Annotated in this window: 20 protein-coding genes; 5 read left to right on the top strand and 15 right to left on the bottom strand. The window is 65.0% G+C overall.

Annotated features, from left to right (window positions below):
* Nucleotides 1-42: 42 nt before the first annotated feature.
* Both LB547_RS30020 and LB547_RS30015 read right to left on the bottom strand, forming a co-directional pair.
* A complete protein-coding gene (locus LB547_RS30020; protein WP_140763693.1) occupies nucleotides 43-744 on the bottom strand; it encodes a haloacid dehalogenase type II in 702 nt (233 codons plus the stop codon).
* 203 nt (nucleotides 745-947) lie between these two features.
* Complete coding sequence (locus LB547_RS30015; protein ID WP_140763696.1) at nucleotides 948-1,409, bottom strand: cupin domain-containing protein; 462 nt, start codon at nucleotides 1,407-1,409, stop codon at nucleotides 948-950.
* 127 nt (nucleotides 1,410-1,536) lie between these two features.
* On the opposite strand from LB547_RS30015, the gene LB547_RS30010 reads away from it, so the two are divergent.
* Nucleotides 1,537-3,075 (top strand): winged helix-turn-helix domain-containing tetratricopeptide repeat protein, encoded by a 1,539-nt coding sequence (locus LB547_RS30010; protein ID WP_140763699.1) that lies wholly within the window; start codon nucleotides 1,537-1,539, stop codon nucleotides 3,073-3,075.
* A gap of 19 nt (nucleotides 3,076-3,094) precedes the next feature.
* On the opposite strand, the gene LB547_RS30005 is transcribed toward LB547_RS30010, so the two are convergent.
* The 5 genes from LB547_RS30005 to LB547_RS29985 all read right to left on the bottom strand — a co-directional run bounded on the left by LB547_RS30005 (nucleotide 3,095) and on the right by LB547_RS29985 (nucleotide 8,297).
* Nucleotides 3,095-3,895, bottom strand: a complete 801-nt coding sequence (locus LB547_RS30005; protein WP_140763702.1) for a class I SAM-dependent methyltransferase — start codon at nucleotides 3,893-3,895, stop codon at nucleotides 3,095-3,097.
* A gap of 280 nt (nucleotides 3,896-4,175) precedes the next feature.
* Complete coding sequence (locus LB547_RS30000) at nucleotides 4,176-4,688, bottom strand: RidA family protein (RefSeq protein ID WP_140628741.1); 513 nt, start codon at nucleotides 4,686-4,688, stop codon at nucleotides 4,176-4,178.
* 90 nt (nucleotides 4,689-4,778) lie between these two features.
* A complete protein-coding gene (locus tag LB547_RS29995) occupies nucleotides 4,779-5,192 on the bottom strand; it encodes a c-type cytochrome (protein WP_140554582.1) in 414 nt (137 codons plus the stop codon).
* Between the two features lie 49 nt (nucleotides 5,193-5,241).
* The gene (locus tag LB547_RS29990) at nucleotides 5,242-6,843 is read right to left on the bottom strand and encodes a flavin monoamine oxidase family protein (protein ID WP_224655984.1); all 1,602 of its coding nucleotides are present in this window, start codon (nucleotides 6,841-6,843) and stop codon (nucleotides 5,242-5,244) included.
* Between the two features lie 359 nt (nucleotides 6,844-7,202).
* Nucleotides 7,203-8,297: a LacI family DNA-binding transcriptional regulator gene (locus LB547_RS29985; RefSeq protein ID WP_181178040.1), complete on the bottom strand. Its 1,095-nt coding sequence runs from the start codon at nucleotides 8,295-8,297 to the stop codon at nucleotides 7,203-7,205.
* A gap of 550 nt (nucleotides 8,298-8,847) precedes the next feature.
* Between LB547_RS29985 and LB547_RS29980 the strand changes: the two genes are divergently transcribed.
* The 4 genes from LB547_RS29980 (at nucleotide 8,848) to LB547_RS29965 (ending at nucleotide 13,261) form a co-directional block, all read left to right on the top strand.
* The gene (locus LB547_RS29980) at nucleotides 8,848-9,810 is read left to right on the top strand and encodes a sugar-binding protein (RefSeq protein ID WP_140491278.1); all 963 of its coding nucleotides are present in this window, start codon (nucleotides 8,848-8,850) and stop codon (nucleotides 9,808-9,810) included.
* A gap of 116 nt (nucleotides 9,811-9,926) precedes the next feature.
* Nucleotides 9,927-11,465: a sugar ABC transporter ATP-binding protein gene (locus LB547_RS29975; RefSeq protein WP_140676583.1), complete on the top strand. Its 1,539-nt coding sequence runs from the start codon at nucleotides 9,927-9,929 to the stop codon at nucleotides 11,463-11,465.
* Nucleotides 11,466-11,515: 50 nt separating this feature from the next.
* On the top strand, nucleotides 11,516-12,511 hold the full coding sequence (locus tag LB547_RS29970; RefSeq protein ID WP_140517717.1) for an ABC transporter permease: 996 nt from the start codon (nucleotides 11,516-11,518) through the stop codon (nucleotides 12,509-12,511).
* Between the two features lie 231 nt (nucleotides 12,512-12,742).
* A complete protein-coding gene (locus LB547_RS29965) occupies nucleotides 12,743-13,261 on the top strand; it encodes a DUF2231 domain-containing protein (protein WP_140493403.1) in 519 nt (172 codons plus the stop codon).
* Nucleotides 13,262-13,316: 55 nt separating this feature from the next.
* Here LB547_RS29965 and phnN read toward each other — a convergent pair whose 3' ends face one another.
* The 8 genes from phnN to LB547_RS29925 form a co-directional block, all read right to left on the bottom strand.
* The gene (gene phnN, locus LB547_RS29960; protein WP_181178041.1) at nucleotides 13,317-13,949 is read right to left on the bottom strand and encodes a phosphonate metabolism protein/1,5-bisphosphokinase (PRPP-forming) PhnN; all 633 of its coding nucleotides are present in this window, start codon (nucleotides 13,947-13,949) and stop codon (nucleotides 13,317-13,319) included.
* Entirely contained in the window at nucleotides 13,946-15,085 is a 1,140-nt protein-coding gene (locus tag LB547_RS29955) for an alpha-D-ribose 1-methylphosphonate 5-triphosphate diphosphatase (RefSeq protein ID WP_140582931.1), read from the bottom strand. The genes phnN and LB547_RS29955 overlap by 4 nt, the downstream gene beginning before the upstream one ends.
* Nucleotides 15,086-15,129: 44 nt before the next feature.
* A complete protein-coding gene (locus tag LB547_RS29950) occupies nucleotides 15,130-15,837 on the bottom strand; it encodes a DUF1045 domain-containing protein (RefSeq protein ID WP_140625520.1) in 708 nt (235 codons plus the stop codon).
* A gap of 151 nt (nucleotides 15,838-15,988) precedes the next feature.
* Nucleotides 15,989-16,801, bottom strand: coding sequence for a 5-deoxy-glucuronate isomerase (gene iolB / locus LB547_RS29945; RefSeq protein WP_140625519.1), 813 nt, complete (start codon nucleotides 16,799-16,801; stop codon nucleotides 15,989-15,991).
* Nucleotides 16,802-16,805: 4 nt separating this feature from the next.
* A complete protein-coding gene (locus tag LB547_RS29940) occupies nucleotides 16,806-17,024 on the bottom strand; it encodes a DUF3329 domain-containing protein (RefSeq protein ID WP_140491266.1) in 219 nt (72 codons plus the stop codon).
* A gap of 40 nt (nucleotides 17,025-17,064) precedes the next feature.
* On the bottom strand, nucleotides 17,065-17,982 hold the full coding sequence (gene iolE, locus LB547_RS29935) for a myo-inosose-2 dehydratase (protein WP_140524144.1): 918 nt from the start codon (nucleotides 17,980-17,982) through the stop codon (nucleotides 17,065-17,067).
* Nucleotides 17,983-18,126: 144 nt separating this feature from the next.
* On the bottom strand, nucleotides 18,127-19,977 hold the full coding sequence (gene iolD, locus LB547_RS29930) for a 3D-(3,5/4)-trihydroxycyclohexane-1,2-dione acylhydrolase (decyclizing) (protein WP_140671620.1): 1,851 nt from the start codon (nucleotides 19,975-19,977) through the stop codon (nucleotides 18,127-18,129).
* A 34-nt stretch (nucleotides 19,978-20,011) separates the two neighbouring features.
* Nucleotides 20,012-21,946 carry a bifunctional 5-dehydro-2-deoxygluconokinase/5-dehydro-2-deoxyphosphogluconate aldolase gene (locus LB547_RS29925; RefSeq protein WP_140662359.1) on the bottom strand — a complete coding sequence of 645 codons (1,935 nt, stop codon included), beginning with the start codon at nucleotides 21,944-21,946 and terminating at the stop codon, nucleotides 20,012-20,014.
* Nucleotides 21,947-22,078 lie beyond the last annotated feature (132 nt).

Below are 22,078 nucleotides of genomic sequence, written 5' to 3'. Positions count from 1 at the left end.
GGTTTTGGAGTGGTTCGAGCCCGCCCACCCATCCCTCCGACATCAAACCCACCCAGCCTCTTCAAAAAACCCAGGCACCTCGTCCAGCCCCCGCGCGACCGCGTCCGGCTCGTAATCCGCCGGCGGCCTTCGTCCAGTCCCGCGATCCACCCACACAGCGCGGAAGTGCAGGTCGCGGGCGGCGGTCAGGTCGAGGTGCGGGCTGGCGCAGATGTGGACCAGCTCGTCCCTGGTCACGCCAAGGGTGCGCCAGGCGTGTTCGAAGATCTGCCGCGACGGCTTGTAGGCCTGCGCCTGTTGCGCCGTGATGACCCGGTCGATGGCGCCGCCAAGCTGCGCGACATTGCCGGCGATGATGGCGTCGTCGGTGTTGGAGATGATCGCCAGCTTGAAGCCGGCCTGCTTCAGCCTTTGCAGCGTCGCGACGACTTCCGGGAAGGGCGGCATGCGGCCGATCGAGGATGTCAGCAGTTCGGCGTCGCCGGCTTCCGCTTCCAGCGAAAAATCCCGCATCGCCAGATGCAGCGCCTTGGCCGTCACCTCGGCGAAGGAGAGGTGCGGCCTGGTATGCTCGAGCTGGTGTTCGTGCCGGTCGTAGACCGGGATGAATGTCTGCGCCTCGATCCTGCGGCCCTTGCGCGACAGGATCGTCTCCATCGCGGCCATCAGCCCTTCATCCCATTGGATCAGCGTGCCGTAGCAGTCGAAAGTAAGCCAGGTCGGGCGCGGTCCGCCAAGTGCCATTCGGGAACCTTTTGCGAAAAGACGTCGGGAGCCTCCGGGCACAACTTAGACCATTGGGCGCTTTTATCCAGGTGCAGGATTCTCCGCGTCGGACGGCCGGCTCTCGGCCGCAGCGATGATCTTTGCTGTGTCCAGGCATCCGAGGCACCGAAGGCCGCCGTTACGCCGGAAGCATGCCGATCACGCCTATGTACCAACTGCGCCTATGCACTCGTCGTCAACGTGGAGAGCTGGTCGGTGTCGTAGCGGTTCCGCAGTTCGGCAAGCGCCTTCGGGTCCGGGGAGCCTTTTGCGGCAAGCCTGGCAAGGTCTTCGAAATAGTGCTCATGGCCGGGCGGCGAGACGGTCATCAGCACGCGGGCCGGTTTTTCGCCGACATTGGTGATGTTGTGCTGCACGCCGGGCGGAATGAACAGGAAGGTGCCGGGGGTCGCGCGGATCACCTGCGCGCCGACGTGCCAGACACATTCGCCGTCAAGCACATAGAAGGTTTCTTCCTGCACGCGATGGACATGCAGGCCGGTGGCGAAGCCGGCCGGTATGGTCCAGTCGAACATGCTCGTGTGTCTGGTATCCGCGCCGGTGACGAGGAACACCATCGGCTGGCCACGCAGCATGACCCCCTTGTTCTCGTCGGGCATCCGGATGACAGGGGCGGCGCTCATTTGATCCTCCATCGGTTCGCTGCTTTTTCCCGCAGCCACCGGCACAGGATGCCTCTACCCGGCCGGCCAGTCGTGAAGCCGTTGCGAAATCATTGCGAAAAGATTGCAAACGGTATCTCCTTCGGGAATGGCAACGAGCCTCGCCTTTGGCCCCTTTCGCATCGACGGCGAAGCCGGGATCCTGTTCCACGGTGACCAGCCGACGCCGCTCGGCCAACGGGCCGTCGCGCTGCTGGCGCTGCTTGTCGAACGCACGGGCAAGCCGGTTCCCAAGCAGGCGCTGATCGACGCCGCATGGCCGGGCCAAGCGATCGAGGACAGCAATCTGACGGTGCAGATCGCGGCGGCCAGGCGCATGCTGGAGAGCGCGGCCGGCGGCGGAAGCTGGATCGAGACGCTGCCGCGGCACGGCTATCGCTATGTCGGGCCCGAGGTCGCGATCGGTGGTCTTGGCCCCGAGGCGGCAACGCTGACATGGCCCGGCAAGCCTTCGATCGCGGTTCTGCCGTTCTCGAACCTGAGCGGTGATCCGGAGCAGGACTATTTCGCCGACGGCATCGTCGACGACATCACCACCGGCCTGGCGCGCATCAACTGGCTGTTCGTCATCGCGCGCAACTCCTCCTTCACCTATAAGGGGCGCGCGGTGGACGTGAAGCAGGTCGGCCGCGAGCTCGGCGTCCACTATGTGCTCGAAGGCAGCGTGCGCAGGGCCGGCGGCAGCGTGCGCGTCACCGGCCAGTTGATCGACACCTCGACCGGTGCCCACATATGGGCCGAGCGCTTCGACCGCGCCTCCGCCGATATTTTCGCGCTCCAGGATGAGATCGCGCTCGCGGCCGTCGGCGCGATCGCGCCCAGCCTGCGGCGCGTCGAGATCGAGAGGGTGAGGCGCAAGCGACCCGACAGTCTCGATGCCTACGACCTCGTGCTGCGGGCCCAGCCGGACGTGGATTCCGGCATGCCCGAACGGGTGACGCAGGCGCTCGTGCTGCTCGAACGCGCCATCGAACTCGAGCCGACCTATGCGCTTGCCCACGGCAACGCCGCCATGTGCCACCATTGCCTGTTCGTTCGCGCCGGCATGCAGGAAGCCGATCGCGAGGCTTCGGTACGCCATGCCCGCCTGGCCATCCTGCACGGGCAGGACGACGCCTCGGCGCTTACCCTTGCGGGGTTTTCGATCGGCATGGACGGACATGACCGCAAGGCCGCCTTCACCGCCCTGGAAGCCGCGCTCGCCGTCAGCCCGTCATCCGCCCTGACCTACATTCTGGGCAGCGTGATCCTGGGCTGGAGCGGCGAAGCCGAGCAAGCCATCGCGTGGAGCGAGCGCGGGATGCGGCTAAGCCCCTTCGATCCCTGGGCTTTCGCCGCCTTCGACGCCCAGGCGATGAGCCATCTGCTGCGCGGTCGCTACGGCGAGGCCTGCCGCGCCGCATACAGGTCCGTTCAGGCCAATCCCGCCCACAGCATCACCTATGTGCAATTGGCCGCCGCTTTGGCCAAGCTCGGCCGGCTGGAAGAGGCGGCGGCGGCGGCGGCGCGGGTGCGTGAGCTGCACCCGACGTTTCGCTACAGCCGGCAGTTCGCCGCCGTACACTGCGCCCCGGCGCTCGCGCAATGCCTTGGCGAGGCGCTGCAGGCCGCCGGTTTGCCGCAATAGGGCGGCTCTTCGACCCCCTTTACCGCACCACGCCCCTGCAAGCCCAGGCCACATTCGCGAACGACCGCGGCCCATCCGGCCGGCCTGCCTCATAGGCATCGCGGACGGCGGCCTCGGTGCGCGACCGCTCGGCTGGGTCGAGCGTCATCATGTATCTGCCGAGCGGGCCTTCGCCGGCCGCTATCGGCGCCCAATAGTCGTCGAAGTCCCGGTAATCCATGCGGATCATCAGCTCGGTTTCGGTCACATCGGCCAGGTCCTGCTCGACAAAAGTCCGCTTCATTTCGCCCGGCTGCATCATCGGCTGGAAGCAATAGCGGCTGCGCATCTGGCGTCCGCCTTCGCTGAGCGCGGCCGCCGTGTCGATCATCATGCGCATGCCGGGCATGCCGCCGAGATGGTCCCACACGACGGCCGCCACCACGCCGCCCGGCCGCACCACGCGGCGCATCTCGCCCACCGCCTTGCCGGCCTCCTGCACGAAGTGGAGCACGAGCAGCGCCAGCGCGCGGTCGAAACCATCGTCGGCGAACGGCAAGGCGGTGGCGTCGGCTTGCTGGATCTCGATGCGCGGGTCGGTGTTGCGCCGCTTCGCCGCCTCGACGAAGACAGGCGAAAAGTCGATTGCCGCGATTGCCGCGAGCTCGGCGGATTTCGCCAGCTCGAACGTCAGGCTGCCGGTGCCGCAGCCGACGTCGAGGATCTTTTCGCCACCGGCAAGCCCGGCGAAGTCGATGAATTTGGGCGCGAGCTTGCGGCTCCAGCGGCCCATGAGCTGCTCATATCCGCTGGCGTCATGAACGGTGAAACTTGAGGTCATCTCGCTCTCCCTGCGCTGAAGAGGCGAGGCTAGGGCAATTCCGGGAAAGGTGTGAGGCGGTTTTCCGTCCGCGGTCGCGCGACCTGCCTTCGACGAATGGCTAGTGCCTGGGCGTGGGCTCCGCGCGGTTTAGCCCTCACTGGCGGGTCAACATCGCCCAACTCCGCCTTTCGGTGGGTGCCTGAAGGTCACTTCAACCGTACGATTCCCGCCCCGCCGGATCCGCGCCTCGCCAGCCCGTTTGGCATCCTGGCGCAACGGGCTGGCCGAACACCCGGCTTCAGGGCCGCACGGCGGTCACTTCGATTTCGACCAGGAAGCCGGGACCGGCGAGGCCCGCGACCTGCACCACCGAACGCGTCGGCAGGTTCGGCTGGTCCTTGGTGCCGAAAAACTTCGTGTATCCTTTCATGAAGCCGGCAAAATCCATCTTGCCGCCCTTGGCGGGATCGCCGACCAGGAAGACCTGCATCTTGACGACGTCGCCCATCTTCAGGCCGAGATCGGCCAGCGTCTTGTCGATCGACTTCAGCACCGAGCCGGTCTGGGCCTCGGTGTCGCCATAGGCGGCGATCGTCGCCTTGTCGGCCTTCTCGTCGATGACCGACGGCACGGCGCCGCTGAGATAGACCGTGGTCTTGCCGGCCGGCACCTCGACGGCGCGCAGGATCGGAAAATCCGAATTCGGAATCTTGTGGCGAACGACGTCGTCGGCCACGGCCGCGCCGGCCGCCAGCATTCCCGCCGCCAGCACGGCGGCCCCAATCCATGATTTCCCGATCGATGGTTTCATGACCCGTTTCCTTCCATTCGAGAGGGCGGCGAGCGCCGGAATGCCCGCCGCGCGGTTTGCGTTGCCGCATGTGCGGGCGACATCCGCCACTCAGCGGACATCCTTCACGTCCTGCGCCGTCACGGCATCCTTGTAGTCGTTGCCGAAATGCGTCCTGACATAGTTGACCACGGCCGCGACCTGGTCGTCGCTCATCATCTGCCCCACCGGCGGCATGCCGTTTTGCCCGTGCAGGACGAGGCTTACGGGATAGCCGCCGGTCTCCAGGTTCTTGTTCTTGGCCAGCGCCGGATAGTGGCCGGCGCCGACCGCGCCTTGCCCCTTGTCCAGGTGGCAGGCGGCGCAGACATTGGCATAGAGCGCCGCGCCGTCCTTTTCGGTGAAAGTATCGCCCTGGCTGAACGTGACACCGGCCGAATCGGCGAACGCGCCGGGGGCCGTGAACGCCATGGCGACGGCCATGGCGGCGATGAGACCGCTGGGTCTTTTGAAGGAGCTGCTCATGATGGGATGCCTCGCGGGATACGGGGTGAACGAAGGAATCGGCATGGCCTCATCCCTGCATGACGCGCTGGTGCAGGCGGGTGATGGCGTTGAGCGAGGACAGGATCGCGCCCTCCTGCCAGGCGGGAATGTAGGAGGCATGCTCGCCGGCCAGCACGATGCGGCCGTCGATCTGGCACAGATTGTCGTAATGCTCCTTGCGTGCCTCCTCGGTCCAGTCGCCCGCGCAGCCAAGCGTGAAGGGCGAGCGGTGCCATGCCCAGGAAACGCCGGTCTCGAATTCCTGCTTGTATTGCGGGTGGAGCTGCGCGCCGTATTCCACCGCCTTCTGCACGCGCTCCTGCGGGGTCATGGCGGTGAATTCGTAGGAGTTCGGTCCGTTCCATGTGTAGCAGCCGAGCAGCACGCCCTTGCCGCCGGCGTTGAAGCCGGTGCTGGGGTAGGAGATCTGCGAAATGGGCAAGTTGGTGTAGCTGACGCCGCCGAAGATCGATTCGTCCTCCTCCCAGAAACGGCGCTTCATCTGCAGGCCGACCTTGACCGAGGACGCATAGGGCACCGCCCCGATCGCCGCCTGCATGGCGCCGCCGACCTGGATTTCGATCTGGCTGAGGATGGTGAGCGGAATGGTGCACACGCACCAGTCGGCGCTGGCTTCCTGGGCGGTTCCGGGGTTTTTCGCGTCCTCATAGGTCACCGTCACGCCCTTGTCGTTCTGGGCGATCTTGGTGACCTTGGCATTGTAGGTGATGAGGTCGCCGACCTGCTTGGCGAAGGCTTCGCCGATCCTGCCCATGCCGCCGACCGGCTGGAACATGGTGGTCTGGAATTCGTAGAGCGAGAAGTTGGCGAGGCTGCCCCACAGGCGCGAATTCAATACGTCGGACGCGCCGATGATCTGACCCGCCACCGGCTCGGCGCCGATGCCGCCGCCCGGCTCCTTCTCGTAGCCGCGGAACTCGGCGGTCGCGAGGCTGGATTTGTAGCTGTAGTCCTTGTCCAGCGCCCCCCAGGACTGCAGCGCCTCGAGCAGCACCTCCTGGTCCTCCTTGGAGACGAGCCCTTCCAGCTGGCCCTTCTTGGCCACCTTGGCCAGCAGCTCCGACGTGTGGCCCTTGAAGTCGGTCTCGATCTCGCGCACGCGCTTGGGCTTGCCGCCGAAGGCCTCGGTCGAGTGCAGCAGGGCGTTGTGATTGGTCTGCTGGAACGGCTCCAGCGTCACCCCGAGCCTCCGGCAGTAGGCCAACAGCCCGTTGTGATGGTAAGGGATGCGCCAGGGGCCGGGATTGAGGTAGAGCCCCTCGTCGAACTCGCATTTCTGCGTGTAGCCGCCAAGTTCGGTAACGGTGTCGCCGCCGCGTATCGTCCAGTTGCGGCCGCCGGCGCGGGCATTGTATTCGAGGATCTTCACCTTGTAGCCGGCCTGGCGCAGTTCCAGGGCCGCCAGCATGCCGGCCAGGCCGGCGCCCAGGACGAGCACCGAAGCGCCCTTCGGGTCGCCTTCGAGCTTGATCGGTCCCTTGTAATCGGACTCTGCCGCCAGCCCCATGCTGGTCATGGCCTGGTACATTGCGGCGCTGCCCGCCGTGATGCCGATCATTTTGAGAAGGTCGCGCCGGCGCATGCCGGCAAGGGATTGTTTGAGTTGCATGTTCGTCTCCTCGATCAGCGGCACGCCGCGATCCGCCGCCTGTTGCCCCCGCAAGCTCGAGGCGAGCCCCGGTGGACGACCCAAGGCTATGCCTGCAACCCAGTCTGTTCAACCAACACGCCGCGCTTGGAACAAATGTCCTCGAACATTGGCGCAATAGGGCTCTCGCGGCGTCGCTGGCCGGCATTTTCCACGCCCTCGCGGCCTCGGGGCCGGCGGCCAGACCACTTGCTGTGCCAATTGAAAGGGCACGCCTGGCTGGCCCGACAGCGGAAAAGTCCGACGGGAAAGTCCGTGGCCGGCCGGCGCTCGCGGCGCCGGCTTTCATCACCCAAATGCTTGCCTTGTCGGCCGGTCGGTCAGCCTGCCACGGCCCGCACGCTCTCCCTCTCCACCAGCGGACATTCCAGCTTGGTGATGGGATAGCGCCCCCGTCCCACCGTCGCCGGCGCCTCGAGCTGTTCGATCGCCCATTGGCCCATCGCCATATGCGGCAGGATCGAGGTGGTCAGCGGCGGGAACAGATGCCTGGCGATTTCCTCGTCGTCGTAGCCGACCACGGAGATGTCCTGCGGGATGTGCAGGCCGGCTTCCTTCAGCGCTTCGTAGCAGCCGATCGCGGTGCGGTCGTTCTGGCAGAAGATGGCGGTCGGGCGGTCCTTCAGCGCCAGGAGCTTGACGGTCGCGGCATAGCCGGCACTTGCCGACCAGTCGCCCTCGACCACCAGTTCGGGATCGAAAGGGATGTCGGCGGTGGCAAGAGCGCGGCGGTAGCCTTTCAGGCGGTCCTGTGCCGCCTGCATCCAGGGCTCGCCGGTGATGGTGGCGATGCGGCGGTGGCCGTGGCTGATCAGGTGCCGGGTGGAGCTCTGGCCGCCGGCGATCTCGGAGGGCACCACGGCGGGGAAGGCGTAATCCGACGTGTAGCAGTTGAGCAGGATCACCGGGATGTCGAGGCTGTAGAGGAAGTCGGGCGCCGTGATCTCGCGGGTGAAGATGGTCATGTAGATCAGCGCCGAAATGCCCCGCCTGGTCAGCGCCTCTATCGCGCGCGGCTCCATCACGGCGTCGCCCATGGTCTGCGCCACCAGAAGCACGTTGCCGGCGTTCCACGAGGCCTGGCGCGCGCCCTCGATGGCGACGACGGCTTCCGGGCTGGTGGCGAGCTGGTCGACGGCGAAGCCGATCACCCCGTCCAGCCCGTCGAAGGCGCTGGCCGGCGCCTTCAGTGCCGAAAAGGCCGGCGCACTATAGCCCAGCGCGCGCGCCGCCTCGATCACCCGCTCGCGCGTCTGTCGCGACAGTTTTATGCCAGGCGAATTGTTGAGCACGAAGGAAACAGTCGCCTGCGAGCAGCCGGCGGCGCGCGCAATGTCGGTCATGGTGACCCGGCCCTTGGGCTTCACCGGCGCCTTGCGGCGCTTTGCCGTCGGGATATCGGTGGTCTCGCTCATGCTGTTCGTGTTCCCCGGCCTGTCCGGCCTGCCCGGCGACCATCAAGGCCGCGCCGGTTTATAGAAATATCGGCTAACTTATATCTATTAGCGGGCGACCGGTCTACTGGCTAGCCGGCTCCGGGCAGCTCAAATCACAGCATATGAGCCGATTACCCCGTTTGCGCCAAGCCATTGCGTTCCAGGCAAACCCAACGGCGTCATCGCCGGCGTGGTCGCCATCGAACGCAACTAATACCGTTTACTAATACGAAAATGCGCTGTAACGTCGGTCCGTCGCGTCCGTTTTCCCTGGGGCGCGGTGCATGCGAATGGTCCGATGGCAAGCGGACAGTACCCCGCGAAGCCTTGTCGCGGACATGTGATATGTCAGACAAATCGGACTATTTACGAACGGGGGATGAGTCTCTAAAGTCCGTCGCCGTGGCTGGAACGACGCCATCTTCAGTGCCGGGAACCCTTGAGGAGGAGGGCGTCCAAGCCGCGAACGGCAAATCAGACAAGTGCAGGATCGGCCGGTCCGACGACCGGCCAAAACGGGAGGTTGAACATGAAATCCTTGATACGCAATGCATCCGTGGCCACCGCGGCGCTGCTGCTTGGCCTGACGGCGAGCACGATCGCGCGCGCCGACGACAAGCCGACGCTGGCCTTCGTCGTCAACGGCGCTTCCGACTTCTGGAAGGCGGCCGAGGCCGGCGTCAAGAAGGCGCAGGGCGAACTGCCCGACTACAATCTCGAGCTGAAATATCCCGAGCAGTCCTCGGTCGCCATCCAGCAGCGGCTGATGGACGATCTGGTCACCGCCGGCGTCAAGGGCATCATGGTTTCGGCCGTCGATCCCAAGACCTCTACCGACGGGCTGAACAAGATCGCCTCGGAAACGGCGCTGTTCACCACCGACAGCGACGCTCCGCAGACCAAGCGCGTCGCCTATATCGGCTCGTCCAATGTCGATGCCGGCAAGCAGGCGGCCGAAATCGCCAAGAAGGCGATGCCGGACGGCGGCAAGTGCCTCGGCTTCGTCGGCCTGCTCGGCGCCGACAATGCCAAGGAGCGCATCCAGGGCATGAAGGATGGCCTGGCCGGCACCAAGATCGAGCTCGTCGACGTGCGCGGCGACGACATCGACCAGGCCCGCGCCAAGAAGAACGTCGAGGACGCGCTCGTCGCCAGCCCCGACGTCACCTGCATGGTCGGCTTCTACTCCTACAACACGCCGCGCATCTATGAAGCGCTGCGCGATGCCGGCAAGCTCGGCTCGATCACCGTCGTCGGCTTCGATGACGATCCGATCACCCTGGGCGGCGTCAAGGAAGGCACCATTGCCGCCACCGTCGTGCAGCAGCCCTTCGAGTGGGCCTATCAGGGCATGAAGCTGATGGCATCCTATCTCAAGGGCGACAAGTCGGGCATCCCGGCCGACGGCCTCATCATCATCCCGACCAAGATCATCGGCAAGGATGACGTCGACGCCTACGCCGCCAATCTGAAGGCGATGGCTGGAAACTAAGACCGAAGGCAGAGCAGCCGGCTCAACGTCGCTTGAGCCGGCTGCTCTCGCATTGACGAACCCTTCGAGGCCAGTCAGTCTGCCAAGAGGTCGGCCCGCCAACGCTGTCAGGCATGATGAATTATTCCGACACATCCATCGCCGCGACCACCCCGTTCCTCAGTCTCGAGAACGTGCGCAAGACCTATCCGGGCGTCGTCGCGCTCGATGGCTTCTCGATGGAGGTCAGGCCGGGCGAGGTCATCGGCCTCGTCGGCGAGAACGGCGCCGGCAAATCCACCTTGATGAAGATCCTCGGCGGGGTGACGCGGCCCGACAGCGGCACCGTCACCGTCGACGGCACCGCCCATGACGGCCTGAGCGTCGAGGGCAGCCTGGGCTCCGGCATCGCCTTCGTCCATCAGGAACTCAACCTGTTCGAGAATCTCGACGTCGCTGCCAACATCTTCTTCGGCCGCGAACCGCTGCGCGCCGGGCCGCTCAGGCTCGTCGACCGCGCCAGGCTGCGCGCCATGGTGGCGCCGCTCCTGAAGCGCGTCGGCGCCAATTTCTCCGCCGACACGCCTGTCGCCGAACTGTCGCTCGCGCAGCAGCAGATGGTCGAGATCGCCAAGGCGCTGTCGATCAAGGCAAGGCTGGTCATCCTCGACGAACCGACGTCGAGCCTGCCGATCGCCGAGACCGACAAATTGCTCGACGTCATCAGGGCGCTGAAGGCGGACGGCATCAGCGTCATCTTCATTTCGCATCGCCTGCACGAGGTCGAGCGTGTCGCCGACCGCGTCATCGTGCTGCGCGACGGCATGCTGGCCGGCACCTTGCCCAAGCGCGACATCAACCACGACCAGATGGTCAAGCTGATGATCGGCCGCATGCTGAAGGAGCGCGAGAAGGCTTCCGAGGCGGCCCGCGCCCCCGGCGCCGTCGCCCTGTCGGCCAAGGCCATCCGCACCCCGACCTATCCCGGCCGCCCGGTAGATCTCGACGTCAGGCGCGGTGAAATCCTCGGCCTTGCCGGCCTTGTCGGTTCCGGCCGCACCGAGCTGGCGCGGGTGTTCTTCGGCATCGAAAGCAGCCTCGGCGGCACGCTCGAGCTCGCCGGCAAGCCGCTCTCCCTGGGCTCGGCGGCCGATGCCGTCGCGCACGGCATCTTCCTGGTGCCGGAGGACCGCAAGCTGACCGGTATCCTGCTCGACCTTTCGATCGCCCAGAACATTTCGCTGCCCAACCTGCCGGCGCATGCCAAGCGCTCCTTGGTGTCGACCAGCGCCGAAACGGCAACCGCCGAGAAGCAGAAAAAAGATCTCGGCATCAAGGCGCCCTCGGTGCAGACGCGCACCGGCACGCTGTCGGGCGGCAACCAGCAGAAGGTCGTGCTGGCCAAATGGCTGGCGATGAACCCCAAGGTGATGATCCTCGATGAGCCGACGCGCGGCATCGACATCGGCGCCAAGGCGGAGATCTACGGGCTGATGCGTGCGCTGGCCGACGCCGGCGTCGCCGTGCTGATGATCTCCAGCGACATGGAGGAGGTGATCGGCGTGTCCGACCGCATCGCCGTCATGCATGAGGGCCAGATCTCGGGCATTCTGGACAAGGACCAGTTCAGCCAGGAAAACGTGCTGCTGCTGGCGGTAGGCAAGCAGCCGAAATAATTCTGCCGCCGCGCCGCGGAAGCGCTCGGGCCGGCATTGGGGAGAAGATGATGAGCAAGAAAGATCTCGGCCTGCTGATCCTGATCCTGGTGGTCGGCGCCATCGTCGCCATCATCAATCCGCGCTTCCTGCTGCCGATCAATCTCGCCAACACCTCGAACCTGATCGGACTGTTCGGCATCCTGTCGATCGGCCAGGCCTTCGTCATCATCACCGGCGGCATCGAATTGTCGGTCGGCTCGCTGGTGGCGCTGCTGGGAACGCTCTTCATCGACTTCATCGCCGTGCGCGGCATGGAATGGCCGCTGGCCTTCGTGCTCATCCTGGTGCTCGGTGCCATCATCGGCCTGGCGCATGGCTGGCTGATCACGCGGCTCAAATTGCAGCCCTTCGTGGTGACCTTGTGCGGCCTTTTGATCTATCGCGGCGTCGCCCGCTTCTACACCGCCGACGGCACCGCCGGCTTCGCCTTCGGCCAGAATTTCCCGGAGCTCGAATTCTTGACCGCCGGCCGCTCCTGGGGCGTGCCGAACTCCTTCTTCGCCCTGATCGTCATCGCCATCGTTATGTGGGTGGTGCTGCACCGCTCGGTGTTCGGCCGCTATCTCTACGCCATCGGCAAGAACGAGGAGGCGGCGAAATATTCCGGCATCCGCACCGGGCGTGTCGTCATGGCCGCCTACGTCATCTGCGGGGTACTGACGGCGCTGTCGGCGATCTATTTCGCCATGTACACGCGATCCATCTCGCCGGCCAGCCACGGCCAGTTCTACGAGCTTTACGCCATTGCCGCGGCCGTGCTCGGCGGCTTCTCGCTGCGCGGCGGCGAGGGCTCGCTGATCGGCGTCATCCTCGGCACCGTGCTGCTGCAGGAGCTGCAGAACCTCGTCAATCTGCTCGGCATCCCGTCCTCGCTCAACTTCGCGGTGATGGGCGGCGTCATCCTCATCGGCGTGCTGATCGACCAGCAGTGGGGCGTGTTCCGCGCGCGGCGGCGCATGGTCGACGCCAGCCGCAAGAGCATCGCCGGGGCAGCGGCGGAATAGTCAGGGGCAAAAAGCCGCCGTCCGCCGTGGCCGTCGAAAGATAACGCCGCTCTATCTCGCCCGCCCCGCAATTCCGCTCGATCTGTTGTCGGCCGTATCTGTGCGGCCCCAAGTGACTTGAGTGCAAAAGGGGGGCGGCATCGCGAAAACGGTCTTGCGAGCTTCCATCCGGATTGGAACGAAACCCTTATCTGGGCGTTGTTCAAAGCTTTTCTATTCGGAGGCATTGTCATGGCCGCGAATCCGCTAAGCACCGCCAAGGTGGGAGGTCATCCCATCCATCCGATGCTCATTCCCTTTCCTGTCGCGTTCCTTGTCGGCGCGTTTCTCACCGATTTGATGTTCTGGGGGACTGCCGACGCCTTTTGGGCACGCGCGTCGATGTGGCTGATTGGAGCAGCCATCGTCATGGCTCTCCTGGCGGCGATTGCCGGCTTTATCGATTTCCTGAGCGAGCCGCGCATCCGCGCCCTGACGGACGCCTGGTACCACATGGTCGGCAATTTGACCGCCGTCGTTCTGGCGCTGATCAATTTCTATCTTCGCTACAGCCAAGGCGCCGAAGCGGCAGTTCGCCCATGGGGAGTGCTGCTTTCATTGATCGTTGTCTGCATCCTGCTGTTTACCGGCTGGAAAGGCTGGGAAATGGTGTACCGCCATCACGTCGCGGTTCTGGACGCGCCGACACAACCTTCGGCAACGCCGTCGGCCAGCACGCGTCGTGCCGATCACGACCGGCACGCGGCATAAAAGGAAGGTGTTTCGATGTTCAGGTCAGGCGAGCGCCACCTGACCATCAACACCTTTAGTCGATCAGCCCCGACATGTCGGAGAACGCCATCGCCTTGCGCAGCACCTCGGCAAAGCGCTCGCCTGCCGCTTCGCGCGAACCGCTATTGTCGATCGAGGTGACGCCGGGTCCGGAGAGCGTCACAGGGGCGCTGCGCGCCAGGCGTGCCAGAACCTCCCCGCGCGACTCGCGGCCACGCATCGCCAGCCGCCCGGCCAGCACATCGGGCGAAGCGGTGATCTCGACGATGACCAGATTGGCATAGCGCTTTCGCAAGGCAGGGATGATCGCGCGCGATACGTTGGCGACAGCGACATGGCCGTTGGCCACTGCCCAATCGACCTCGGCCGGCAGGCCGTAGCGCAGGCCGTGCGCCTCCCAGGAGACGGCGAAGGCGCCGTCGGCTTCGGCCTCGATGAAGGCGGCATCGGCCAGCGTGTCGTGATCCTCGCTTGCCGGGTCGCTCGGTCTGGTGATGACGCGGCGCACGAACTCCAGCCGCGTCTCGTCGGCGAAAAGCGCCTTGGCATGGCCGATGATCGTATCCTTGCCGGCGCCGCTCGGGCCCACCACGGCAACGAAGACGCCGTCGCGTATCGGAAACGCCTCGGCCGACAGTTCACGCTCGATCAATGCCGAAGCCATCACGCGACCCGCCGCCCCTGCCGCCAGACCGTGCGCACCACTGGAACGTGGTCGTCGAGGCGCACGCGCACCAGGTCGGCCCGGCGGCCCTCTTCGATGACGCCGCGATCGGAAAGACCGACGGCCTCGGCCGGGTTCTTGGACACCATCGCCACCGCCTGCGGCAGGGAAATGCCGTCGACGACGTCGCCAAGAAAGAAGGCGGACTGGATCAGGCTGAAGGGGATGTAGTCGGACGACAATATGTCGAGCAGGCCGTCGCTGGCCAGCGTGCGCGCCGAGACATTGCCCGAATGCGAGGCGCCGCGCATGACATTGGGCGCGCCCATCAGCACGCCGAGCCCGGCATCCTTCGAAGCTCTGGCGGCCTCCTCGGTGGTCGGGAATTCGGCAACGCGCACGCCTTGCTCGATGGCTTCGTCGACATGGCCCGTCGTCGCATCGTCATGGCTCGCAAGCACGATGCCGCGCTCGTGGCAGGCGGCGGCGATGAAGACGCGGTTCGTGGCCGAATTCCGGGCCGATTCGCCCATCCGTTTCTCGCAGAATTTCTGGAAATCGTGATCGGTCAGCTTCAGCTTGCGCTGATAGTAGTAGGCGTAGGTTTCGAGGTTGACGAACTGGCGCTGGCCTGGCGCATGGTCCATCAGCGAGGCGAGCTTCACCCGTTCGTCCGTCTCGAAATTGGCGAAGGCCCTGAGGCAATCCGGCGCCGAGACCTCGCAGCGTAGATGGATGAAATGATCGGCCCGCAATCGATCCATCCGCACGCTGTCCTCGATCGCGTCGGCGAGCTTGCGGATGTCAGCGGCGTTGAGATCGGCATCCTCGTCCATGCCGACACGCAAGGCATCGAGCACGGTGGTAATGCCGGCGGTCGCCACTTGCGCGTCATGGGCGAGCACGGCGGCGATCGGATTCCAACGCACCTTGGGCCGCGGCGCATAGTGGCCTTCCAGGTGATCGGTGTGCAGCTCGACCAGTCCCGGAATGATGAAGTCGCCAGCCATGTCCTCGCCGGCTCGCACGGCGCCGGCGGATATGTCGGCGATCAGACCGTCACGCATCACGAGCGAGCCGTCGATGATCTCGTCGGCAAGAATGATGCGGGCGTTGCTCAGAATGGTCTCGGCGGTCATTTCAGGCAGTCCTTGGTTTTTTCTGGCCTTTACGGCTTGTTGCTTCAGGCGGTTTTTCTGGCCGGACGGCGCCCGAGCGCGTGCTGGGAAAGCACCATGAACGGGGCGCCGGGTTCGGGCTCGATGAACAACGTCAGCGCGTCCACCGGAACCGGCTGGCGCAGCACCTCGGCGAACAGGCCCTCGATTGCCAGGCGAAGACGAGGGCTTTCCTGTGGCCCGGCCCTGCCGGACAGCGTCATGTGAAAGCGGAAGCTCTCGAAGACGTAAGGATAGCCCCATTGGCAGAGATTGCGGAATTCGCCCGGCTTCAGCGAGTCCGGGCTGCGCCGCTCGATCTCGGCCTCCGTCAACGGCGCGCGAAAGCGGTCGAAATCGCGCACCACGTCATCGGCGAAGCGACTGAGCGGAGGCAATGGCGCCTCCGGCACCAGTGCGAAGAAACCGTCGATCTGGCTGACGACGAGACGCGGGATCATCACAACGGGCGTCGCCTCGGCAAAGGCGTCGAGCGCTGCGCGCAACGAGGCTTCGGTTTCGTTGGCCGCTAACCGGAAAGGGGCTTTCAGCGTTGCGTGAAAACCATAGCGCCGTGCCGATGCGGTGTGGAAGGCGACTTCCGCCGCCGACAAATCGCCCACCGCCTCCACCGGTCGCGTCGCGGCGCCGAACGGGTCACGGCCCAGCCAGTTGGCGGCGATCCGCGCCAATTTTTCGTCCTGTTGGGGGGTGAAGTAGATGGCGTAGCGCATCGAAGATCCTCGTCAGCCCGTTGCCATAGGTGATTTCCATGACGGATTGACGAAGCTTTGAAGGGTTTTCGAAGGCAAATCGACCCCGCCGGTCCTTAGCCGACGATTTTCCTGATCTGGACCAACAGGTTCAGCCGTGAACGCGCAACGGTCAGGCCTTCATCAGCCATTCGTGCTCGGGCGCATTGTGGAATTTCCACGTCCGCTTCGGGCCGGCCATGACGTTGAGGTAGTAGAGGTCGTAGCCATGACAAGCCGCGCAGGGGTGATAGCCCCTGGGCACCAGCACGACATCGCCGTCCTCGATCGCCATCGCCTCGTCCAGATCGCGGGAGCCGTCCTTGTCGGCGTCGGTATAGACCCGCTGGAAAGCAAAGCCCTGCGGCGGGTTGAGGCGGTGGTAATAGGTCTCCTCGAGATAGGACTCGGCAGGCAGATTGTCCTGGTCGTGCTTGTGCGGCGGATAGCTCGACGTGTGGCCGCCGGGCGTGATGACCTCGACCACCAGCAGCGAATCGGCCGGCTTGCCCTCGGGCAGGATGTTGGTGACGTAGCGTGTATTGGTGCCCTTGCCGCGTACCTCCTGGCCGAGGTCGTCAGGCCCGATGACGCGAACTGGCAGGCCGCCGCTCAATCCCGGCGCCGAGCAGACCGCCAGTTCCAGTCCGCTATCAGCCGTCACCGACCAGTCCGATCCCTGCGGCACATAGACCGACCATGGTTTGCCTTCGAAGGGCGACATGCGCTGGCCAAGCAGGCCGAGATCCTTGCCGCCGGCCGTGACCGTGCCCTTGCCGGTGACGAACACCAGGCAGACTTCGCGATCGTCCGTTGTTCCCGAAGCCGTTTGCCCTGATTTCAGCCGATGCAGGTCGAACCCGACATAGGTCCACCCGGCGCTTTGCGGGGTGACATGCGCGACACGGCCATGGCCCTTGTCGGCTTTGACCAGCAGCTTCGACATCCGGTTACTCCTTCGGTTCGACTTCGGCGGGCGCCTTGTTCTCGTCGGCCGGCTTGTAGAGATAAAAAAACTGCCAGACGCCATAGCCGGCGAAGCCCAGCGCGATCACGCCCCAGAACGGCGTGCCGCTCGCGAATTCGATGATCGACCAGATGACGCACACCGCGACGACGGCGACACGCCGCCACAATGGCCGGAAGAAGGGGTGCTCGGAATCTTTCATCGCGGCAACCTACAGCAAGCCCGGCCTGGCGAGAACCCGATCAGACATCGGGGAAGCCCTGCGTCTCGACCGTATAGCCGGCCGCCGTCATCACCCGCATCAACTCCTTGTGGCCCACCTGCGCCATCTTGAGCGGCGGGTTCTTCTTCGGGTCCTGTTCGGCCTCGACCACGAACCAGCCTTCATAGCCATGGTCGGCGAAACGCTGCACGATGGCGCCGAAATCCAGCGAGCCGTCGCCCGGCACGGTGAAGGCGCCGAGAGCCACCGCATCGAGGAAGGACTGCCTCGTGCGGTCGAGCTTCTCGATCACACCCATGCGTACATCCTTCACATGCACATGGCTGATGCGCTTGTGGTGATTGTCGATGGCGCGCAGCACATCGCCGCCGGCAAAGGCCAGATGTCCAGCGTCGAGCAGCAGCGGAATGCCCGCTCCGGAATGGCGCATGAAGGCGTCGAGCTCCGCCTCGGTCTCGACCACCGCCGCCATGTGATGATGATAGGAAAGCGGCATGCCTTGCTCGGCGCACCATTCGCCGAATTCGGTCAGGCGCCTGGCATAGGCCTTCATCTCGTCGCTCGAGAGTTTCGGCTTGGTGGCGAGCGGCTTCGAGCGGTCGCCCTGGATCGAACGGCCAACCTCGCCATAGACGATGCAAGGCGCGTTGACCGCCTTGAACAGGTCGATCATCGGCTGGATGCGATCCTTGTTCTTGCTCATCTCCTCGTCGACCAGCGTGCCCGAGAACCAGCCGCCGCACAGCGTGACGTCAGCCGCCTTCAGGATCGGCAGCATCACCTTGGGGTCCTTGGGAAAGCGCCGTCCCATCTCCATGCCGGTGAAGCCGGCCGAACGCGACTGGCGTAGGCACTCCTCCAACGACACGTCGTCGCTGAGTTCCGCAAGATCGTCGTTCCACCACGCGATGGGGGACATGCCCAGTTTGGCTTTCAAGTCGTCACTCCGGTTCTTGTTCACCCTCCCCCTTGTGGGGAGGGTCGCTGCGAAGCAGCGGGGTGGGGCCGCGGCGCCAGACCCTACCCGGACCTTCGGTCCGACCTCCCCACAAGGAGAGGTAGGGGGTGGGCAGCGCCGAGATCAATCGCCGACGCTCTGCATCCGCCGCTTCTCGTCATAGACCTTGCGCGCCGCGTTCACTTGGCTGCGCTCGGAGACTTCCGGCACCGCCACGTCCCACCAGTGGCCGCCGGCATCGGTGGAGACCAGCGGATCGGTGTCGATGACCAGCACCGTGGTGCGGTCGTTGCCTTTCGCCTGAGCCAGCGCCGTCTCCAGCCCTGCGATCGACGAGACCTTCTCGGCGATCGCCCCCATGCTCGCGGCGTGCGCGGCAAAGTCGACGTCGGGCAGCACCTCGTGGCGCGCGTCCTTCAGGAGATTGTTGAAGTTGGCGCCGCCGGTCGCCATCTGCAGCCGGTTGATGCAGCCAAAACCCCTGTTGTCGAGCAGCACGATGGTTAGCTTCAGGCCGAGCATCACCGAGGTGGCGATCTCGGAATTGAGCATCAGATAAGAGCCGTCGCCGATCATGACGACGACCTCTTCCCCGGGCTTGGCCATCTTGGTGCCGAGCCCGCCGGCAATCTCGTAACCCATGGTCGAGAAGCCGTATTCGGCATGATACGAGCCGGGCGCGCCGGCCTGCCAAAGCTTGTGCAATTCGCCCGGCAGCCCGCCGGCGGCGTTGAGCAGCGTCACGCCGGAGCCCATGGCGCGTTGCACGGCGCCGATCACCTGCGCGTCGGAAGGGTAGGCGGCATTGGTCGACGCCGTCACCTTGGCGGCTTCGGCCTGCCATTCCTTCTTGCCGGCTGCCGCATTGTCGGTCCAGGCGGATGGCGCCTTCCAACCCTTCAGCGCGGCACCGAGTTCGGCCAAGCCTTCGGCCGCGTCGGCGACCAGCGGCGATGCCCGATGCTTGCCGGCATCGAAAGGCTGCACATTCAAGCCGATGATGGTCTTGCCCGAATTCTTGAACAGCGCCCAGGAGCCGGTGGTGAAATCCTGCAGGCGCGTGCCGATGGCGAGCACGACATCGGCCTCTTCCGCCAGCCGGTTGGCGGCCGGCGTGCCGGTGACGCCGATCGCCGCCATGTTGAGCGGATGATCGTCCGGCAGCGAGGATTTGCCGCCCTGCGTTTCGCAGACCGGAATGCCGGCGCCTTCAACGAATTTCGCCAGTTCGTCCGAGGCCCGAGAATAGAGCACGCCGCCGCCGGCGATCACCAGCGGCTTGCTTGCGCTCTTCAGCGCTGCAACCGCAGCCGCCAATTCAGCCCGATCCGGGCGCGGCCGGCGCTGGCGCCAGACCCGTTCGGCAAAGAAGCTCTCGGGATAGTCATAGGCCTCGGCCTGCACGTCCTGGCAGAGCGACAAGGTCACCGGCCCGCATTCGGCCGGATCGGTCAGCACGGCCATGGCGCGGTTAAGCGCCGGGATGATCTGCTCCGGCCGCGTGATACGGTCGAAATAGCGCGACACCGGACGAAAACAGTCATTGACCGTCGCCGTGCCGTCGGAAAAATCCTCGGCCTGCTGCAGCACCGGGTCAGGAATGCGGTTGGCGAAGACGTCGCCCGGCAGAAACAGGACAGGCAACCTGTTTACATGCGCAAGTGCCGCCGCCGTCACCATGTTGAGCGCGCCGGGTCCGATCGAAGAGGTGGCGGCCATGAAGCGGCGACGGAAATTGGCCTTGCCATAGGCGATCGCCGCATGCGCCATCGCCTGTTCATTGTGGGCGCGGAAGGTCGGCAGTTCGTCGCGCACTTGGTAGAGCGCCTCGCCGATGCCGGCAACATTGCCGTGGCCGAAGATGGCCCAGACGCCGCCGAAGATCGGTACCCTTGCGCCGTCGATCTCGGTCTTCTGTTTGCTCAGGAAACGGGTCAGCGCCTGCGCCATCGTCAGGCGGATTGTCTTGCTCATTGGTTTCCTCCGCAGTCCCAGTGCCCGTGCCTTCTTATGCTGCTTTACGGCCGCGCGCGGCAAGCCATGCCTCGGTCAGCTGCTCGAAGCGCGATGCCATGTCGGCAACCGCTTCGTCGTCCGACATCCTGCCGGAAAGCCATTGTTCGGCGGCGTTGATGAAGATGGTGCGGCCGACCGCGAAACCCTTCACGATAGGCGCCTTGGCCGTCGCTGCGAAGGCGGCCTCCAACTCGTCCTGCGGCGCCTCCAGGCCGAGCAGCACGACGCCGCGGCACCAGGGGTCGTTCTTCAGGATCACGGCCTCGATCTTCGTCCACGCGCCTGCGGATGCCTGCGGTTCGAGCTTCCACCAATCCGGCTTGATGCCGAGCGCATAGAGTTCCTCAAGCGCACGCGGGATGGTCGTGTCGTCGAGCTTGCCGTGCTTGCCGGCGATGATCTCGATGAGAAGCTCCCTGCCCACTTTCCGCGCGGCCTCGAACAGAGTGCGTAATTTCTGCTGCTGTTCCTCCTTCAAGCCCGGCGGATCGTCGGGATGATAGAAGCACAGGCATTTGATGCAGTGTTCGACCGGCCATTCGGTGAGCTGCGAGCCGATATCCTGCGAGAATTCGAAACGCAGCGGCCGCGAGCCCGGCAACTCCACCGGCCGCCCGAGCCAGGCAAAGGAATGCCTGGCGAATTCGAACATCGCCTCGCGGCCATGTCGCTCGTCAAGCAGCATGCCGTAGCCGTCGCGTCCGGCGGCGACCTTGGCCGCCGCCTTCACCGTCAGCACCTTGAAATCCTCGATGCGCGAGGCATCGGCGCCGGTCTTGGCCGCGACGTCCTCGAGCTGCACCCGGTGATCGCAGGCGAACGCCATCAGCGAGGGAATGTCGTGCCGGCGCGTCGTTGCCCAGTGGATGTGGTTGATCGCCTCGTCCTTGCGCAAGGCCAGATGCCTGCTGCCGTGTTTGAGGAAGAACTGCAATTCCTCGAAGGTCGGATATTCCGGCGCACACAACAGCCGCGACACGGCGAAGGCGCCGCAGGCATTGGCCCAGGTCGCCGCCGTGGCAAGGCTTTCGCCGCCCAGCCAGCCGCGTAGGAAGCCCGACATGAAGGCATCGCCGGCGCCAAGCACGTTGTAGATCTCGATCGGAAAACCCTTGCCGACCACGCCGTCCTCGAGATCGTCGCTGATAGGCCCGTCATAGACGATGCAGCCCATGGCGCCGCGCTTCAAGACGATGGTGGCCGGGGACAGCGAACGGATCGTCTTCAGGGCGCTCAGGCAGTCGTCGGCGCCCGAGGCGATCATGATCTCTTCCTCGGTGCCCACGACGAGGTCGCAATCGGGCAGCACCGTCTTCAACTGCGCCGAGACGCGGTCGGACTTGACGTAGCGCTCAAAACCCTCGGCGTGGCCGGCCAGGCCCCAGAGGTTCGGCCGGTAGTCGATGTCGAACACGACCTTGCCGCCCTTGGCCTTCATGATGCGGATCGCCTTGCGCTGGGCGGCATCGCTGTTGGGCCGGGAAAAATGCGTGCCGGTGACGACGACCGCGCGAGCCGAGGAAATAAACGTCTCGTCGATGTCCTCCTCGGCCAGCGCCATGTCGGCGCAGTCGGAGCGGTAGAAGATCATCGGCGAAACGCCTTCGCTCTCGACCGAAAGCAGCACCAGCGCGGTCAATCGCTCCTTGTCGGTCTTCAGCCCGTCGGTGTTGACGCCTTCGCGCTTCAATTGTTCACGGATGAAGCGGCCCATCTGCTCGTCACCGACCCGCGTCAGCAGCGCCGAACGCAGGCCGAGCCGCGCCGTGCCGACCGAGATGTTGGCCGGGCAGCCGCCCACCGACTTGGCGAAGGAGGTGATGTCCTCCAGCCGCGAGCCGATCTGCTGGCCATAGAGGTCGACGGAAGCCCGCCCGATGGTGATGACGTCGAGCGCAGCGTATTTCGCGTCCACGGCTTCGCTCATTGGAACCTCCCGTCGGGCCTGTTATGTTGGGGTACACGCGCGAGCGGCAGCGTGGCGCCGAAAAATATGAAATAATAATTCCAATCCATAGTCAATATGGAATGAGCATTCCCCGATCTAAAATCGCCTTTT

Source organism: Mesorhizobium sp. B264B1B (genome assembly GCF_020165765.1).
In the GTDB taxonomy this organism is placed as follows: domain Bacteria; phylum Pseudomonadota; class Alphaproteobacteria; order Rhizobiales; family Rhizobiaceae; genus Mesorhizobium.
This window is presented reverse-complemented; position numbering and strand designations above follow the sequence as displayed.

Bases quoted from the DNA above. Each gene is read 5' to 3' on its own strand.
- LB547_RS30020 (WP_140763693.1), bottom strand. From the start codon at position 744: ATGGCACTTGGCGGACCGCGCCCGACCTGGCTTACTTTCGACTGCTAC.
- LB547_RS30015 (WP_140763696.1), bottom strand. From the start codon at position 1,409: ATGAGCGCCGCCCCTGTCATCCGGATGCCCGACGAGAACAAGGGGGTC.
- LB547_RS30010 (WP_140763699.1), top strand. From the start codon at position 1,537: ATGGCAACGAGCCTCGCCTTTGGCCCCTTTCGCATCGACGGCGAAGCC.
- LB547_RS30005 (WP_140763702.1), bottom strand. From the start codon at position 3,895: ATGACCTCAAGTTTCACCGTTCATGACGCCAGCGGATATGAGCAGCTC.
- LB547_RS30000 (WP_140628741.1), bottom strand. From the start codon at position 4,688: ATGAAACCATCGATCGGGAAATCATGGATTGGGGCCGCCGTGCTGGCG.
- LB547_RS29995 (WP_140554582.1), bottom strand. From the start codon at position 5,192: ATGAGCAGCTCCTTCAAAAGACCCAGCGGTCTCATCGCCGCCATGGCC.
- LB547_RS29990 (WP_224655984.1), bottom strand. From the start codon at position 6,843: ATGCAACTCAAACAATCCCTTGCCGGCATGCGCCGGCGCGACCTTCTC.
- LB547_RS29985 (WP_181178040.1), bottom strand. From the start codon at position 8,297: ATGAGCGAGACCACCGATATCCCGACGGCAAAGCGCCGCAAGGCGCCG.
- LB547_RS29980 (WP_140491278.1), top strand. From the start codon at position 8,848: ATGAAATCCTTGATACGCAATGCATCCGTGGCCACCGCGGCGCTGCTG.
- LB547_RS29975 (WP_140676583.1), top strand. From the start codon at position 9,927: ATGAATTATTCCGACACATCCATCGCCGCGACCACCCCGTTCCTCAGT.
- LB547_RS29970 (WP_140517717.1), top strand. From the start codon at position 11,516: ATGAGCAAGAAAGATCTCGGCCTGCTGATCCTGATCCTGGTGGTCGGC.
- LB547_RS29965 (WP_140493403.1), top strand. From the start codon at position 12,743: ATGGCCGCGAATCCGCTAAGCACCGCCAAGGTGGGAGGTCATCCCATC.
- LB547_RS29955 (WP_140582931.1), bottom strand. From the start codon at position 15,085: ATGACCGCCGAGACCATTCTGAGCAACGCCCGCATCATTCTTGCCGAC.
- LB547_RS29950 (WP_140625520.1), bottom strand. From the start codon at position 15,837: ATGCGCTACGCCATCTACTTCACCCCCCAACAGGACGAAAAATTGGCG.
- iolB (WP_140625519.1), bottom strand. From the start codon at position 16,801: ATGTCGAAGCTGCTGGTCAAAGCCGACAAGGGCCATGGCCGTGTCGCG.
- LB547_RS29940 (WP_140491266.1), bottom strand. From the start codon at position 17,024: ATGAAAGATTCCGAGCACCCCTTCTTCCGGCCATTGTGGCGGCGTGTC.
- iolD (WP_140671620.1), bottom strand. From the start codon at position 19,977: ATGAGCAAGACAATCCGCCTGACGATGGCGCAGGCGCTGACCCGTTTC.
- LB547_RS29925 (WP_140662359.1), bottom strand. From the start codon at position 21,946: ATGAGCGAAGCCGTGGACGCGAAATACGCTGCGCTCGACGTCATCACC.